At 72.2% G+C, this 15,763-nt stretch carries 12 protein-coding genes; 7 read left to right on the forward strand and 5 right to left on the reverse strand.

The window, feature by feature from the left end:
* The first annotated feature begins 23 nt into the window (after nucleotides 1-23).
* On the forward strand, nucleotides 24-1,280 hold the full coding sequence (locus ABZU69_RS07025) for a PQQ-binding-like beta-propeller repeat protein (protein ID WP_354963472.1): 1,257 nt from the start codon (nucleotides 24-26) through the stop codon (nucleotides 1,278-1,280).
* Between the two features lie 47 nt (nucleotides 1,281-1,327).
* Here the strand turns inward: ABZU69_RS07025 and hisC are convergent, their stop codons facing one another.
* The 4 genes from hisC to hppD form a co-directional block, all read right to left on the reverse strand.
* Complete coding sequence (gene hisC, locus ABZU69_RS07030; RefSeq protein ID WP_354963473.1) at nucleotides 1,328-2,431, reverse strand: histidinol-phosphate transaminase; 1,104 nt, start codon at nucleotides 2,429-2,431, stop codon at nucleotides 1,328-1,330.
* Complete coding sequence (locus ABZU69_RS07035; RefSeq protein WP_354963474.1) at nucleotides 2,428-3,399, reverse strand: RDD family protein; 972 nt, start codon at nucleotides 3,397-3,399, stop codon at nucleotides 2,428-2,430. The genes hisC and ABZU69_RS07035 overlap by 4 nt, the downstream gene beginning before the upstream one ends.
* 76 nt (nucleotides 3,400-3,475) lie before the next feature.
* Nucleotides 3,476-4,177, reverse strand: coding sequence for an RDD family protein (locus ABZU69_RS07040; protein ID WP_354963475.1), 702 nt, complete (start codon nucleotides 4,175-4,177; stop codon nucleotides 3,476-3,478).
* A gap of 11 nt (nucleotides 4,178-4,188) precedes the next feature.
* Nucleotides 4,189-5,394: a 4-hydroxyphenylpyruvate dioxygenase gene (gene hppD / locus ABZU69_RS07045; protein WP_354963476.1), complete on the reverse strand. Its 1,206-nt coding sequence runs from the start codon at nucleotides 5,392-5,394 to the stop codon at nucleotides 4,189-4,191.
* Nucleotides 5,395-5,533: 139 nt separating this feature from the next.
* Between hppD and ABZU69_RS07050 the strand changes: the two genes are divergently transcribed.
* The 5 genes from ABZU69_RS07050 (at nucleotide 5,534) to ABZU69_RS07070 (ending at nucleotide 14,090) form a co-directional block, all read left to right on the forward strand.
* Nucleotides 5,534-6,040 carry an Lrp/AsnC family transcriptional regulator gene (locus ABZU69_RS07050; RefSeq protein ID WP_354963477.1) on the forward strand — a complete coding sequence of 169 codons (507 nt, stop codon included), beginning with the start codon at nucleotides 5,534-5,536 and terminating at the stop codon, nucleotides 6,038-6,040.
* Between the two features lie 136 nt (nucleotides 6,041-6,176).
* The gene (locus ABZU69_RS07055; protein ID WP_354963663.1) at nucleotides 6,177-7,586 is read left to right on the forward strand and encodes a PQQ-binding-like beta-propeller repeat protein; all 1,410 of its coding nucleotides are present in this window, start codon (nucleotides 6,177-6,179) and stop codon (nucleotides 7,584-7,586) included.
* 150 nt (nucleotides 7,587-7,736) lie between these two features.
* A complete protein-coding gene (locus ABZU69_RS07060) occupies nucleotides 7,737-9,404 on the forward strand; it encodes a fumarate hydratase (RefSeq protein WP_354963478.1) in 1,668 nt (555 codons plus the stop codon).
* A gap of 259 nt (nucleotides 9,405-9,663) precedes the next feature.
* On the forward strand, nucleotides 9,664-12,645 hold the full coding sequence (locus ABZU69_RS07065; protein WP_354963479.1) for a BTAD domain-containing putative transcriptional regulator: 2,982 nt from the start codon (nucleotides 9,664-9,666) through the stop codon (nucleotides 12,643-12,645).
* A 35-nt stretch (nucleotides 12,646-12,680) separates the two neighbouring features.
* Nucleotides 12,681-14,090, forward strand: a complete 1,410-nt coding sequence (locus tag ABZU69_RS07070) for a class II fumarate hydratase (protein ID WP_354963480.1) — start codon at nucleotides 12,681-12,683, stop codon at nucleotides 14,088-14,090.
* A gap of 51 nt (nucleotides 14,091-14,141) precedes the next feature.
* Here the strand turns inward: ABZU69_RS07070 and ABZU69_RS07075 are convergent, their stop codons facing one another.
* Entirely contained in the window at nucleotides 14,142-14,684 is a 543-nt protein-coding gene (locus ABZU69_RS07075) for a CGNR zinc finger domain-containing protein (RefSeq protein WP_354963481.1), read from the reverse strand.
* 86 nt (nucleotides 14,685-14,770) lie between these two features.
* Between ABZU69_RS07075 and ABZU69_RS07080 the strand changes: the two genes are divergently transcribed.
* Nucleotides 14,771-15,736, forward strand: coding sequence for a DMT family transporter (locus ABZU69_RS07080; RefSeq protein ID WP_354963482.1), 966 nt, complete (start codon nucleotides 14,771-14,773; stop codon nucleotides 15,734-15,736).
* Nucleotides 15,737-15,763: the final 27 nt, after the last annotated feature.

The raw sequence follows: 15,763 nt of genomic DNA on the forward strand, positions 1-15,763 counted from the left end.
AGGGTGCCGGGCGGAGGTGCGGCATGGGGTTCCCGAAGGGCCGACGACGGCTCGTGATGGCGGTCGTGGCGCTGCTCGCCACCGCGGCGGTCGCGGTCATCGTCCACCGGGTGCTCGCGCCGGCCGAGGTGAGCACGGTGGCACGGGGGACGTACCCGGCCGCGGCTCAGCCGGCCGTCGGTGTGGTCGGTCGGCTGCCGGTCGCCCCGTTGATCGTGGACGCGCGGCTGCGGGTGTACGCCGCGCACCGCCAAGTCTATGCCGACCGGCCGGTCGACGGGCGGCGCCGGACCAGCCCGTACTGGTCGTACCGGCGCTGGCCGGCGGAGCTGACCGGGGTGGTGGCCAGCGGCAGGACCGTGGTCAGCCGCTGGTCCGACGGCCGTCTGGTCGCGCTCGACGCGTCGACCGGGCGGGTGCTCTGGCGAGCCGACGGCCCGGTGCCCGCCCGGGGTGGGCCGGTGGTCCGGCGTACCGGGGCGGCAACGGTCTGGGATCCGCGCGGGATCTACCTCACCGACCTCAAGGACGGCCGGACGGTGCTGGTGGTCACCGGAGACACCCAGGCACGCGGGGTGGCGCTGAGCGGCGGCCGGGAGCTGTGGCGGGTCGACCTGCCCGGAGGCTGCCGCGACGACGTCGGCACCACCTCCTCCGGCCAGCTGATCGGCGTCGACAACTGCGCCGGCCCGGCCACGGTCGAGTTCCGGGACGCGGTGACCGGCATGGTGCGCGAGCGCTGGCGGCCGCCGAACGGCCCGGACGGGCTGGTGGCGACACCGCTCGGTTGCCGTACCGGGCGGTCGGACTGCCCGGGGCTGCGGACCGCCGGGCCGGGTGACGCGGGTGGCCGGGGGTGGCTGCTAGGCGCCGGTGAGCCGATCGCCGCCCCCGCGCTGGACTCGTCCGGCACCATCCTGGCCGGCGAGCAGGCGATCACCGTGCTCGACGGTGTGGCCGTTGGTCGGTCGACCCGCTCCGGTGCCGAGCTGTGGCGGGTCGACGGGCTGGGACGGGCCCGGGTGCTCGCCGCCCAACCCGGCCGGGTGCACCTGCTGACCGACGAGAACGACCTGGTGACGCTCGATCCGGTGACCGGTAGGCAGCTCTCTCGCTTCACGCTCAACGTCGGCTCGGACGGGACCGGCTGGGCGCCCGGGGCGGTGGCGGCGGCGGACGGCTACCTCGCGGTGGAACGGCTCCGCGAGCCGGTCGACCCGACCGGGGACGACCAGCGGTACTACCTGACCGCCGAGACGGTGGTCCTGGCCGCCACCTGATCGGTTGGCTGGTGGTGCGCCGTCGGCGACCGGAGTGAGCCGGCGAGTCAGACCAGTGCCGCCTCCGCGGCGGCCAGGAACGCGTCGTTCTCGGCCGGAGTGCCGATGGTGACGCGGACCCCGTCCCCGGCGAACGGGCGGACGATGACCCCGCGCGCCTCGCACGACTTGCCGAACGCCACCGCCCGGTCGCCCAGCGGCAGCCAGATGAAGTTGGCCTGGCTGGTGGGGACGTCGGGCACGAACTTGCGCACCGCCTCGGTGACCCGGTCCCGCTCGGCGACGACCAGGGCACAACGGCGCTCCATCTCCGGAGCCTGGGCCAGCGCGGCAAGAGCCCCGGCCTGGGCGGCCGTGCTGGTGGAGAACGGGGTCACCACCTTGCGGATCGCCGCCGCCACGACCGGCTGGGCGACCAGCCAGCCCACCCGCAGCCCAGCCAGGCCCCACGCCTTGGACAGGGTGCGCAGCACCGCCACGTTCGGCCGGTCCAGGTAGTCGAGCCCGTCCGGCACCTCCGGGTCGGTGACGAACTCCCGGTATGCCTCGTCGATGACCACCAGCACGTCGTCCGGCACCGCGTCGAGGAACCGGTCCAGCTCCGCCCGGCGTACCGCAGTGCCGGTGGGGTTGTTCGGGTTGCAGACCAGGACCATCCGGGTCCGGTCGGTCACCGCCGCGGCCAGCGCCGCCAGGTCGTGCCCGTGCCCGGCGTCGTTGGGCACGCGCACGCTGGTCGCGCCGCTGGTCGCCGCAATGATCGGGTACGCCTCGAACGACCGCCACGAGTAGAGCAGTTCGTCGCCGGGCAGGCAGGTGGCCCGCACCAGGTGCTCGGCGAGCGCCACCGACCCGCAGCCGGTGGCGATCCGGTCGGCGTCCACCCCGTACCGCTGGGCCAGCGCGTCGCGCAACGCGACCACGCCCATGTCCGGGTAGCGGTGCGAAGCGGCGAGCGCCTCGGTGACCGCCTCCACCACACCGGGCAGCGGCCCGTACGGCACCTCGTTGCTGGCCAGCTTGATCGCCTCCGGCAGACCCAGCTCACGCGCCAGGTCGGCGGGGCTGCGCCCCGGTACGTAGCTGGGCAGCGCGTCGAGGTCGGCGCGGGTCAGCCGCAGCGCCGGCTGGTGACGTCCGGAGTCGGTCATGGGGTTTCTCCCGAGGGCTCGTTGCTGTCGTTCTGGGTGGCGGAACCGGTGGTGCGGGGGACCTGGACGACCACCGTCTGCGCACGTCTGTCGTGCAGCGCCTGACGGAGCGGGTGGTCGAAGAGCGGGGAGAGGGCGTCGACCAATTGCAGCAGCAGGCCGAGCCCGGCGCAGTACCAGAGCAGGGTGGGCATGCCGAGCGTGGTCCACCGGCTCAGCGCCGAGCCGAAGCCCAGCGGCTGGTCGGCGGCGAGCGGCACGGCGCGGATCCGCATCACCCGCTTGCCGATGGTCTGCCCGCCAACGGCCATGGCGGGCACCTCGTACGCCAGCCAGAGCGCCGTGGCGATCACCAGGATCACCACCAGGAGAAGCCCGGCCTGTTCGCCAGGCACCGGCATCCCCTCGGCGGAGGTGTCGCCGCGCGCTGCTCGCCGGAAAAGTTCCCGCCAGTACGGCGCCCACTCCTGGACCCACCGCCAGACGAACCAGCCGTTGACCAGTGCGTTCAGCGCGAAGACGAGGCCAAAGTCGATCAGTCGGGCGGTGAACCGCTGGCCGTAGCCGGCCAACGCCAGCCCGTGCGGGCGCGGCTCGGGCGGCCGTCCAGGCCAGCCGGGAGGAGCACCGTGCGGCGCCCAGCCGGGCGGAACACCGTGCGGTGCCCAGCCGGGGGGACCCGCCTGCGGTCCCCAGCCCGGGCCGTGCCCCGGCTGTGTGCCCGGCCCTGGCTGTGGACCTGGACCGTGGTGTGGCGACCAGCCCGGCGCGGCGGTCACCGGGCCGGGAGCGGCCGGCGGTGCCGGCGCGGCCGGGGTGACCGGGACGGGTGGCGGCTCGACCGGGGGTGGCCCGTCCGGCGGAGTCTCGTCGACGGGGATGGGCGCGCCGAGCCAGCCCTCGCCGTCCCAGTAGCGCCGGGTCTCACGGTCGGCCGGGTCGACGTACCAGCCAGGTTGCACGCTCACGCCGCCGCTCCGCTTCGCTGCGCGCCGGCGCGAGGCGCCACGCTACTGAGCCTGATGGTTCGCTCGCTGCGCTCGCTCACGAGGACACCTTAACGACGACGGTTCCGGCGACCTTGTCGTGGAGGCACTGCTGCCAGGGCTTATCCCAGAGCTGCCACAACCCGTCGAGATAGCTCAGACCGGGAATTAGGCCGGCGCCCTGCTGCACCAGGTACCGCTTGGCGGCGGCCCGACGGTCGAGGGTGCGGGCCGGGTCGAGCGGAACGATCCGCAGCTTCATGCTCTTCTTGCCGAACGTCTGGCCGCTCTTGAACATCATCTCGACGTAGTAGACGTACCCGATCACCAGCGAGATCGCGAAGACCGCGAGTTCGATCCACAGCAACGGCAGCAGGAAATCGTTGAGGAAGTCAGGCTCGCGGAGGGTGCCGTCCGGCGCGACCTGGAAGAGGTCGGGCATGACGACGATCATGAAGATGATCATTGCGGGTACGGCGAGCGCCATGCCGATCACCAGGAAGACCGCGGTGTCGATCAGAGCGGCCAGCAGCCGGTCGGCGAAGCTGGCCAGCGGCTGCCCGCCGGGGCTCAGTGCCGGTGGCGGGGTCACCGGTCGGGGCGGCCCGGCGTACCACGGCGCCGGGGCGTATCCGGGCGGAGCGTACTGCGGCGGCACCGCGTACCCCTGGGGGTGTGGTCCGGGCGGCGGAGCGACGCCGCCGGCGGCGGGCGGGGGCCCACCGACCGGCGGCGTCGGGTACGACGGAGGCTGCGTCACGCTCGCAAGTGTTACAGGTTGCCGCGGGCTTCCTGCTCCCGCTCGATGGCCTGGAAGAGCGCCTTGAAGTTGCCCTTGCCGAAGCCGAGCGAGCCGTGCCGCTCGATCAACTCGAAGAAGACGGTCGGCCGGTCCTGCACGGGCTTGGTGAAGATCTGGAGCAGGTAGCCGTCCTCGTCCCGGTCGACCAGGATCCTGCGGGCCTTCAGCTCCTCGATCGGCACCCGCACGTTGCCGATCCGGGCACGCAGCTCCGGGTCCTCGTAGTACGAGTCCGGGGTGTCCAGGAACTCCACCCCGGCGGCCCGCATCGCGTCGACGCTGGCCAGGATGTCGTTGGTGGCGACGGCGATGTGCTGGGCGCCCGGGCCCTGGTAGAACTCGAGGTACTCGTCGATCTGCGACTTCTTGCGCGCGATCGCCGGCTCGTTGAGCGGGAACTTCACCTTGCGGGTGCCGCTCGCCACGACCTTGCTCATCAGCGCCGAGTAGTCGGTGGCGATGTCGTCGCCGATGAACTCCGCCATGTTGGTGAAGCCCATCACCCGCTTGTAGAACTCGACCCACTCGTCCATCCGGCCCAGTTCCACGTTGCCGACCACGTGGTCGACGGCCTGGAAGAAGCGCTTCGGCTGGATGCCGGCGTCGATCATCGGCTGCCGGTCCACGATCGGGCCGCGGGCCACGAAGCCGGGCAGGAACGGGCCGGTGTAGCGGGACCGGTCGACCAGCGTGTGCCGGGTGTCGCCGTACGCGGCGATGGCCGCCATCCGGACCGTGCCGTGCTCGTCGGTCACCTCGTGCGGCTCCACGACGCTGGTGGCGCCCTGGGCGATGGCGTGTGCGTACGCGGTGTCCACGTCCGGCACCTCGAGCGCGATGTCGCTCACCCCGTCGCTGTGCCGGGCCACGTGCTCGGCGCCGTCGGCGTCCGGGCGCACCGCGCCGGTCAGCACGAACCGGGCGGAGCCGCTGGTCAGCACGTACTGGGCGTGGTCCCGGTAGCCCTGCTCGGGGCCGCGGTACGCCACGCAGGTCATGCCGAACGCGGTGGAGTAGTAGTGCGCGGCCTGCTTGGCGTTGCCGACCAGGAAGTGCACGTGGTCGAGGCCCTTCACCGGGAAGGGGTCGTGGCTGATGTCGTGGTCGACGGCGCCGACGAGCCGGTCGACGTCGACGTCCTCGGTCGACTGGGGTCGGTCGATCGCCTGGGTCATGGTGGCCTCCCTCGCGTACCGGCCGGCCTCGTGGGCCGCCGTGGTTGGTTCCTGTGGCGAGGATCGCTGTGCCGGCCCCGACTGGGCAACTGTCGGAGTAAAAGCTGGTCAGGTTGCACATTCGGTATGGTCTGAACCCATGAATGGTGAGCAGGCTGTACAGCTCGACACGCTCGACGTGCGTTTGATCGAACTGCTCGCCGAGGAGCCGCGGATCGGCGTGCTGGAGTGCTCCCGGCGGCTCGGGGTGGCCCGAGGCACCGTGCAGGCCCGGCTGAACAAGCTGGTCGACCGGGGAGTCATCGGCGGGTTCGGCCCGGAGATCTCACCGGCCGCGATCGGGTTCGGGGTGACCAGCTTCGTCACCCTGGAGATCAGTCAGCGGCACGGCCACGACCCGGTCACCGCCCACCTGGCCGCCATTCCCGAGGTGCTGGAGGCGCACACCATCACCGGTTCCAGTGACCTGCTCTGCCGGATCGTGGCCCGCTCCAACACGGACCTGCAGCGGGTCATCGACCAGATCGTGTCGTCCGTTGGGATCACTCGGGCTTCGACGATCATCGCGCTGGCCGAGCAGATCCCGTACCGCACGCTGCCGCTGGTGCGCAGTGCCGTACGGACCGAAGGAAGGGCACCTTCTTAACGCCTCCGGTAGAGGAAGGGCCCCCTGTTAACACCTCCGGCCGCAGAAAGCGCGGCGACACGGCGGCGCGGGCGTACGAAAGATCCGTGATCGTGGCTACCGTGTGCGTGTGGCGAAGGGGAGCGTGCGCGGCGGGCTGCTGCTTGGCCTCGCCGTGGTGGTCGCCCTCGCCGCGACCGGCGTGTGGAACCCTTTCCCGGGCCTGTGGGACTGGGTGGACCGCAGTGAACCCATCTCCGAGCCGGACGTGGTCTGGCAGGTGCGGGCCGGCGGCACCCCGCGCAGCGTGACCATCGCCGGCGACACGGTGGTGGTCGAGCAGCGCACCCGGGTCGAAGCCCGCAGCCTCGCCACCGGCGCTCAGCTCTGGGAGCGCAAGGCGGACTGGTCCGCGGTGGCCGGCGGCGACCGGGACCCGGTGGTCGCGGTAGGAAAGCTCCTGGTCAAGGGGTACGAGCTGCTCGACCCCAGCACCGGGGTGACCCGGCGACGTGACGACGACGCGGTTGCCGTCTGGACGTACCGCAACCTGCTGCTGGACGCCCACTGCACCGACGCCACCGACTGCACCCTGAGCGCCTGGGATCCGCGCGGCACCGCACCACTGTGGACGGCCTTCCTGCCCGGCGTGAGCAGCGGGCTGCTCGCCGACAACCCGGGTCTGCGCGGCACCCGCCGGCTCACCGCCACCCGGATCGACGACCGGGTGGCCGGACCGGAGCCGGTGCCACCACTGCTCGGGTTCCCGGTCGACGGTCGCGTGCACGTGGTCGACACCGCGACCGGCCGGGTGCTGCAGAACGTCGAGCCGGACCGGGACGAGCGGCTCTCCGTGGTGGGCGGTCGGATGCTGCGGATCGACGCCCGCTCCCAGGACGGCACCTGCTACTTCGCCATCTCCGCCCGCGACCCGGCTACTGGGCAGGAGGCCTGGCAGCGGGCCGGCGTCAACCTGCGGACCGCCGACAGCGCCGGCTGCGCCCAGCGCGAGGACCCGCAGGGCGCGCGGAACGTCCTGATCGGGGTCGGCCCGGACGGCCGCGAGGCGGTCATCGACGGGTACGACGGGCGGCTGCTCTGGGTCGGCGAACCGGGTACCAAGCTGATCGCGGTCGACGACCGGTACGCCCTGTTCCGGGCCGCCGACAAGCGCTCGGTGGTGGCCCGCGAACTCGGCACCGACCGGGTTCTGTGGACCCGGCCCGCCGGCGGCAAGGCCGGCGCGGCGCTCACGCCGTACGCGGCGGTGGTCGCCGACGAGAAGCCGTCCCGGTTGGTCGCCGTGGACCCGCGCAGCGGCCGGGAGCTTGCCGCCCTGCGGACCCCCGCGAACGCCCTCGCCGTCGGGCCGCAGGGCATGATCGTCGGTGAGGGGCGGGAAATCGGGTACGTCCGCTTCGGCGCGACCGCCGGCGCCCCCGGCGCACCGCCCGGCAGCGGCGGCATCCCCGGCCCGGGCGGCACCGGCCCCGCCCCCGGAGGCGACGACAACTGCGGGCCCAAGCGGGAACTCTGCGGCGACCCGGCCGGAGGCAAGGACGGCTGAGCGGGCGGTGCCGGCGCGGCCAGCCTCGGCCGGGCGGGACGCTGACCGGGACGAGCCGGGAGCTCGGCGGGGCCGGCGAATGAGAGCGGCATCCCAGGACCAGCCCGGCGGGTGGGAATGATCGACCGGTCTGCCCTAGGCTTGCCGCTCATGAGCAGTGCCGCCGCATTCTCGTACGCCCCCTTGCTGCCGACCGGCCCCGACCAGACCGACTACCGCCTGGTCACCGACGAGGGCGTGGACGTCGTACACGGCCCGGGAGGCCGCCGGTTCCTCACCGTGGAGCCGGCCGCGCTCACCGCCCTGACCGCCGAGGCGATGCACGACATCGCGCACTTCCTGCGCCCCGCGCACCTGGCTCAGCTCCGGGCGATCATCGACGACCCGGCCGCCTCACCGAACGACCGGTTCGTGGCGCTGGATCTGCTGCGCAACGCCAACATCGCCGCCGGCGGGGTGCTGCCGATGTGTCAGGACACCGGCACCGCCATCGTGATGGGCAAGCGGGGCCGGCACGTTCTGACCGACGGGGCCGACGCCGAGGCCATCTCCCGGGGTGTCTACCAGGCGTACACCAAGCTGAACCTGCGTTACTCGCAGCTCGCCCCGCTGACCATGTGGGACGAGCGGAACACCGGCAGCAACCTGCCGGCCCAGGTCGAGCTGTACGCCGAGGACCCGGACGGGCACCCCGACGCGTACAAGTTCCTGTTCATGGCCAAGGGCGGCGGCTCGGCCAACAAGTCGTACCTCTACCAGGAGACGAAGGCGCTGCTCAACCCGACGCGGATGATGCAGTTCCTGGAGGAGAAGCTGCGGCTGATCGGCACCGCGGCCTGCCCGCCGTACCACCTGGCCATCGTCATCGGCGGCACCTCCGCCGAGTACGCCCTGAAGACCGCGAAGTACGCCAGCGCCAAGTACCTGGACGCGCTGCCCACCGCCGGCTCGATGAGCGCCCACGGCTTCCGGGACCTGGAGCTGGAGGCGGAGGTGCTGGAGCTGACCCGCAACTTCGGCATCGGCGCGCAGTTCGGTGGCCGGTACTTCTGCCATGACGTGCGGGTGGTCCGGCTGCCCCGGCACGGTGCCTCCTGCCCGGTGGCGATCGCGGTCTCCTGCTCGGCGGACCGGCAGGCGGTCGCCAAGATCACCCCGTCGGGTGTCTGGCTGGAGCGGCTGGAGACCGACCCGGCGCGCTTCCTGCCCGACGTCACCGACGATTCGCTCGACGCCGAGACGGTCGTCCGGGTCGACCTGAACCGGCCGATGGACGAGATCCGCGCCGAGCTGTCCAAGTACCCGGTGAAGACCCGGCTGTCGCTGTCCGGCCCGCTGGTGGTGGCCCGGGACATCGCGCACGCCAAGATCGCCGAGCGGCTGGACGCTGGCGAGCCGATGCCGCAGTACCTCCGCGACCACGCGGTCTACTACGCCGGCCCGGCCAAGACCCCCGAGGGGTACGCCTCCGGCTCATTCGGGCCGACCACCGCCGGCCGGATGGACGCCTATGTGGAGAAGTTCCAGGAGGCCGGCGGCTCGCAGGTGATGCTGGCCAAGGGCAACCGGTCTGGTCAGGTGACCCGCTCCTGCCAGCAGCACGGCGGCTTCTACCTCGGCTCGATCGGAGGCCCCGCCGCACGCCTTGCCCAGGACTGCATCAAGCACGTCGAGGTCCTGGAGTATCCGGAGCTGGGCATGGAGGCGATCTGGAAGATCGAGGTGGAGGACTTCCCCGCCTTCATCGTGGTCGACGACAAGGGCAACGACTTCTTCGCCGAGGTCACCAAGCCGGTGCTCACCGTCGGTCGTCGCTGACCCGCGTACGCGAAGGGGGCACCGGGCGATCAGCCCGACGCCCCCTTCTGTCGTCTGTGCTTCACCGACATCGGTGCGCCCGCCCCCGCTGGGGTGGGAACGGGCGCACCGCCCCCGTCGGATGTCGTCACCGACAACCCGGAGCGAGTCTCCGGCGCGTCGCTGTCGATCCGCTCTCAGATCACTATCGCCGGATCGAGGCGATCCGTGACCGTGGGGCTACTCTGCTGGAAGTTGCACCATCGATGCGGGGGAGCAGATGCGGTTCGGGATCCTGGGGCCTCTGCGGGTCGGCGGTGGCGAGTCCACCGTCACCGCCGGTCGCGACCGGATCGTGCTCGCCATGCTGCTGCTGCGGTCCGGCCGGTTGGTGCCGGTCGAGGAGCTGGTCGACGCAGTCTGGGAGGAGCGCCCACCGGCCACCGCCCGCGCACAGTTGCAGACCTGCGTGTCGCGGTTGCGGCGCCGGTTCGCCGAGCTCGGGCTGGCACCGGAGACCATCGTCACCGACCCGGCGGGGTACGGCGTGCGTACCGCGCCGGCTGACCTGGACGCCGAGGTCTTCACCCGCACTGTGGAGACTGCCCGGGCCGCTGTCTCGGCCGGTCGGTTGGTCGACGCGCGGGAACGGTTCCGCGCGGCCCTGGTGCTCTGGCGTGGGCCGGCACTCGGGGGCATCACCAGCCGCAGCGTCCGCCGCCGCGCCCAAGGGCTCGACGAGCAGCGCCTCACCGCGCTGGAGGAGTGCGTCGACGTCGAGTTGCGCCTCGGCCAGGCCGCCGAGCTGCTGGAGGAGCTGACCGAGAGCGTCGACCAGCACCCGCTGCGGGAACGCCTGCGCGGCCAACTGATGCTCGCCCTCTCCTCGGTCGGCCGGCAGGCCGACGCGCTCGCGGTCTACCGGGAGGGCCGGCAGATCTACGCCGACGAGCTGGGCATCGAACCGGGCGTCGAGTTGCAGGAACTGCACCAGCGGGTGCTCGCCGGCGACCTGGCCCTGGCCGGCCGGGAGACCAGGCTGGTCGCCCCGGTCCGGTCGCTACCCCGGGCGATCGGTGACTTCACCGGCCGGCACGAGACGATGGCCCGCCTGGTCAAGGAGATCGAGGAGGACGGCAGCCGGATCCAACTGATCGACGGGATGGCCGGCAGCGGCAAGACCACCCTCGCCGTGCACGTCGCCACCGCGCTCGCCGACCGCTACCCGGATGCCCAGCTCTTCGTCGACCTGCACGGGCACAGCGAGCGCAGCCCGCTGACGCCGGCCACGGCCATGGCCGCCCTGCTTCGCCAGCTTGGCGTAGCGGCGGAGCGGATGCCGGTGGACCCGGACGACCGGCTGGCGCTCTGGCGGACCGAGCTGGCCGGCCGGCGCGCCCTGGTGGTGCTGGACAACGCGGCCAGCGTCGACCAGGTGGCACCGCTGCTGCCCAACGGCTCACACTGCCTGGTCCTGATCACCAGCCGCCGCCGGCTGGTCGGGGTGGACGAGGGACGACCGTCGTCGCTGCCCGTGCTCGACGCCGACGAGGCCGTCGAGCTGCTGGGTCGGGTGGCCGGCGCGGAACGTGTCGCCGCCGAACCGGAGGCGGCCGCCGAGGTGGCGCGTCGTTGCGGCCACCTTCCGCTCGCCATCCGGTTGGCCGGCGCCCGCCTGGCGCACCGACCGCACTGGCGCGTCGCCGACCTCGCCGAGCGCCTGGTCACCGGGGCGGGCCCGCTGGCCGAGCTGGCCGCCGGGCAGCGTTCGGTGGGGCAGGCGTTCGCACTGTCGTACGCGCAGGTCTCTCCGCCGGCGCAACGGCTGTTCCGGTTGCTCGGCCTCCACCCGGGCGGACGCCTGGACAGCGAGGTGGCTGCCGCCCTCGCGGAGCTGTCCCTCACCGAAACTCAGGAGCTGCTGGACGAGCTGGTCGACGCGCACCTGGTGGAGGAGGTGCAGTCGGGCCGGTACCGGTTGCACGACCTGCTTCGGGAGTACGCCCGGCTGCTGCTGGATTCCCGGGAGTGGCGGCACGAACGCCGGGCCGCCCTGGAGCGGCTGCTGGACCACCACCTGTCCGTCACGGTGGCGATCGCCTGGTCGATCGAGGCGGCGGGCAGTCGCCGCACCATCCCCATCAGCATGCCCAGCCGGCCCGATCTGGTGGCCGCCCCGGCTGCCGAAGGGCGGGCGTGGTTCGAGGAGAACCTTGCCGCGCTCACTGCCCTGGTCCGGCTGGCGGAGGAGGAGGACTTCCCCACCCAGTGCTGGCAGCTGGCCCGGGCCTGCTGGCGGCTCAACTTCGACGGCGGGCACCTCGACGAGCTGATCGAGACCCACACGATCGGGCTCCGGGTCGCCGAGCGACTCGGTGACGATGCGGCCGTCGCCGTGATGCTCAACTACCTCTCCTCGGCGTACTTCCGGCTGGCCCGCTTCCCGGAGGCGATCAGGTCGATGGAGGTGGCGCTCGACCTGCGCCGCCGGCTCGGGCTGCGCGGTGACGTGCTCAGCACGCTGTGGAACCTCGGAATCTCGTACGCCGCGAACGGTGACTTCCGGCAGGGCAAGGCGAAGTTCGACGAGGCACTGAGCCTGGTCACCGGGCTCGGTGACGCACACGAGCTGACCAACCTGCAGAACAACCTGTGCTTCGCGCTGGTCGGTTGGGGCCGGTACGACGAGGCGCTGCGCACCGCCCGGCAGCATCTTCTCCTGGCCCGTCAGACGAAGGACATGCGGCAGACCGTGAACGCGATCGGGCACCTCGGCATGATCCGGCACCGGATGGGTGACCTGCGCCCGGCCCGTCGGATCCTGCGGATCGCGTTGCACCTCAAGCGCCAGTGGGGCAACCGGTTCGGCGAGGGTGAGGTGCTCAACGAGATCGGTGTGATGGAGCGCGTCGCCGGGCGGCCGGAACGCGCCGCTGCCCTGCACCGGGACGCGCTGGTGGCGATGATGGAGGTGGGCGACCGGGTGGGGCAGTGCGCCTCGCGCAACCTGTTGGCCCGGGCGATCCTGGACCAGGGGGACGTCGCCAGCGCGCTCGACCTGCACCGACGGGTGCTCGGCGACGCGACCCGGTTGAGTGTCCGGTACGAGCTGGCCCGCGCGCTGGAGGGCATCGCCCGCTGCCTACGGGACACCGACCCGGCCGCGGCCCGCGCGCATCTGATCCGGGCCCTGCCCCTGTTCCGACAGATCGAGTCACCGGACCAGCACGGGGTGGAGCGGCTGCTGGCCGAGTTGGACTGAGGGTTCATCTGCGAGTCGGCGACGGGCGCGGCAGGATGGTACGCGTGACGACTCCAGAGGCGACGGGTTACCGGATCGAACGCGACTCGATGGGCGAGGTGGAGGTGCCCGCCGAAGCGTTGTGGCGGGCGCAGACGCAGCGTGCGGTGCAGAACTTCCCGATCTCCGGCCGGGGCCTCGAACCGGCCCAGATCAAGGCGCTGGCCCAGATCAAGGGGGCGGCGGCCGAGGTCAACGGTGAGCTGGGCGTGATCGACGCGAACGTGGCCGCCGCCGTCGTCGCCGCCGCCGCGCACGTGGCCGCTGGCGGCTATGACGACCAGTTTCCGGTCGACGTGTTCCAGACCGGGTCGGGGACGTCGTCGAACATGAACGCCAACGAGGTGATCGCCACCCTGGCCACCCGCGAGCTGGGCCGGGACGTGCACCCGAACGACGACGTCAACGCCTCCCAGTCCAGCAACGACGTGTTCCCGTCCTCAATCCACCTGGCCGCCACCCAGTTCATCGCGGAGGACCTGCTGCCGTCGCTCAATTACCTCGCGGAGGCTCTGGAGGGCAAGGCGGCCGAGTTCGAGACGGTGGTGAAGGCCGGGCGTACCCATCTGATGGACGCGACGCCCGTCACCCTCGGGCAGGAGTTCGGCGGGTACGCCGCCCAGGTCCGCTACGGCGTGGAACGGCTGGAGGGGGCGCTGCCCCGGCTGGCCGAGCTGCCGCTGGGCGGCACCGCCGTGGGCACCGGGATCAACACGCCGCTAGGTTTCGCCGCCGCCGTCATCGGCAGGTTGCGCGAGTCGACCGGGTTGCCGCTGACCGAGGCCCGCAACCACTTCGAGGCGCAGGGTGCCCGGGACGCGCTGGTGGAGACGTCCGGCCAGTTGCGTACCGTCGCGGTGGGCCTCTACAAGATCGCCAATGACATTCGGTGGATGGGCTCCGGCCCGCGCGCCGGCCTGCGCGAGTTGCGCATCCCCGACCTCCAGCCCGGCTCGTCGATCATGCCGGGCAAGGTCAACCCGGTGGTCGCCGAGGCGATGCGGCAGGTGTGCGCCCAGGTGATCGGCAATGACGCGACGGTCGGCTTCGCCGGCTCGCAGGGTGACTTCGAGCTGAACGTGATGCTCCCGGTGATGGGCCGCAACCTGCTGGAGTCGATCCGGTTGCTGTCCGCGGCGAGCCGGCTGTTCGCCGACCGTCTGGTGGCCGGCCTGGTCGCGGACGCCGAGGTCTGCCTGGCGTACGCCGAGGGCTCGCCGTCGATCGTCACCCCGCTCAACCGCTACCTCGGGTACGACGAGGCCGCGTCGATCGCCAAGGAGGCGCTTGCCAGGCAGACCTCGATCCGCGAGGTGGTGATCTCCCGGGGGCACGTCGATTCCGGCAAGCTCAGCGAGACCCAGCTCGACGAGGTGCTCGACCTGCTCCGGATGACCCACCCCTGACTCCCGGCCTGCCGCGGTGGGTGCCGCATCGTGGAGGTCGCGCCGGCAGAATCAGCGGCCGGCGGCCCGGCGGGCGCGGTAGGCGGTCACCGCGGCGCGGTTGCCACAGCCGGCCTCGCAGAACCGCCGCGACCGGTTGCGGGACAGGTCCACGACCACGTTCTCGCAGTCGGGGTACTCGCAGATCCGCAGCCGGCTCAACTCGTCGGCGCGGACCAGGTCGGCGATCGCCATCGCCGCCTCGACGGCGATCCGGGTGGCCAGCGGCGCGTCGCGGGGCACGGCGTGCAGGTGGTACGGCTCGTCATCGTGTTCGATCAGCTGTGGCAGCGCCCGGTGCTCCAGCAGCAGGCCGTTGACCACGGCGACGATCTCGGCCGGTTCGGCGTGCCAGATGCGGCGCAGCTGGGGCCGCAACTGCCGGACAGCGCGTAGCTCGGCGTCGGTGTGCTCGTGCCGTCCGCTGTAGGAGTGCCGGGTGAAGAACGCGTCCAGCGCGGCGATGTCGGGCAGGAGCTCGCCGTCTCGGCCCGCGGTGTTGACCAGCGCGGCAGCGGCGATCAGAGAACACTCGGTGTCATGAGCGAACAGCAACTTGACTCCTGTCACAGGGGCCGCATAGCGTCATGGGCACAAGGATAGTTTGCTCATGACGCCATCGCCGATCCGAGGAGCGCAGGATGCAGCCACGACCCGCCGTCGGCGCCGCGTTGGCGCTGCTGTCCGCGGTCACCTTCGCCACCTCGGGCACCTTCGCGCGGTCGCTCATCGAGGCCGGCTGGTCGGCCGAGTCAGCGGTGATCGCCCGGGTCGGCGTGGCCGCCCTGGTGCTGGCGATCCCGGCGCTGCTGTCGCTGCGGGGCAGGTGGGACGTGCTGCGGCGGAACGTCACCGCGATCGGAATGTTCGGCCTGCTCGGCGTGGCGCTGGCCCAGGTCTGCTTCTTCAACGCCGTGCGCTACCTGCCGGTCGGCGTCGCGCTGCTGCTGGAGTACCTGGGCATCATCCTTGTCGTCGGGTGGATGTGGCTGCGGCACGGGCAGCAGCCGCGCCGGCTCACCGTGGCCGGGTCGGTGGCCGCCCTGGCCGGGTTGGCGTTCGTGCTGGACCTCACCGGCACCGCCAACTTCCACCCGGTGGGCGTGCTCTGGGGGCTGGGCGCCGCGTTCGGCCTCGCCGGCTACTTCGTGCTCGCCGGTCGGGTCGATTCCCGGCTGCCCTCGGTCGCCATGGCCAGCGGCGGGATGGCCGTCGGCGCCGCCGTGCTGCTCCTCATCGGGCTGACCGGTCTGCTGCCGCTGCGTGCCACCTTCGGCGAGGTCACCTTCGCCGGACAGCGCACCAGCTGGCTGCTGCCCATCGCCGGGCTCTCCCTGGTGGCCGCCGTGATCGCGTACCTGGCCGGGATCGCCGGCACCCGCATCCTCGGCCCCCGGCTCTCGTCGTTCGTCGGGCTGACCGAGGTGCTCTTCGCGGTGCTGATCGCCTGGCTCTTCCTGGACGAACTGCCCACCGCCTGGCAGCTGTTCGGTGGTGGGCTGATCGTCGCCGGGGTGGCCCTGGTGCGGCTCGACGAGCTGCGCGGGCCGGCAGCGGAACCCCCGCCTGCCTCGCCCGAGCCGGTGCTGGTAGCCGACGGTCGTTAAGACAGTGGGCACCGTGCTGACGGTGGT

The sequence above is a fragment of the Micromonospora sp. NPDC005206 genome, assembly GCF_040608175.1.
In the GTDB taxonomy this organism is placed as follows: Bacteria; Actinomycetota; Actinomycetes; order Mycobacteriales; family Micromonosporaceae; genus Micromonospora.

Bases quoted from the DNA above. Each gene is read 5' to 3' on its own strand.
- ABZU69_RS07025 (WP_354963472.1), top strand. From the start codon at position 24: ATGGGGTTCCCGAAGGGCCGACGACGGCTCGTGATGGCGGTCGTGGCG.
- hisC (WP_354963473.1), bottom strand. From the start codon at position 2,431: ATGACCGACTCCGGACGTCACCAGCCGGCGCTGCGGCTGACCCGCGCC.
- hppD (WP_354963476.1), bottom strand. From the start codon at position 5,394: ATGACCCAGGCGATCGACCGACCCCAGTCGACCGAGGACGTCGACGTC.
- ABZU69_RS07050 (WP_354963477.1), top strand. From the start codon at position 5,534: ATGAATGGTGAGCAGGCTGTACAGCTCGACACGCTCGACGTGCGTTTG.
- ABZU69_RS07060 (WP_354963478.1), top strand. From the start codon at position 7,737: ATGAGCAGTGCCGCCGCATTCTCGTACGCCCCCTTGCTGCCGACCGGC.
- ABZU69_RS07065 (WP_354963479.1), top strand. From the start codon at position 9,664: ATGCGGTTCGGGATCCTGGGGCCTCTGCGGGTCGGCGGTGGCGAGTCC.
- ABZU69_RS07070 (WP_354963480.1), top strand. From the start codon at position 12,681: ATGGTACGCGTGACGACTCCAGAGGCGACGGGTTACCGGATCGAACGC.
- ABZU69_RS07080 (WP_354963482.1), top strand. From the start codon at position 14,771: ATGCAGCCACGACCCGCCGTCGGCGCCGCGTTGGCGCTGCTGTCCGCG.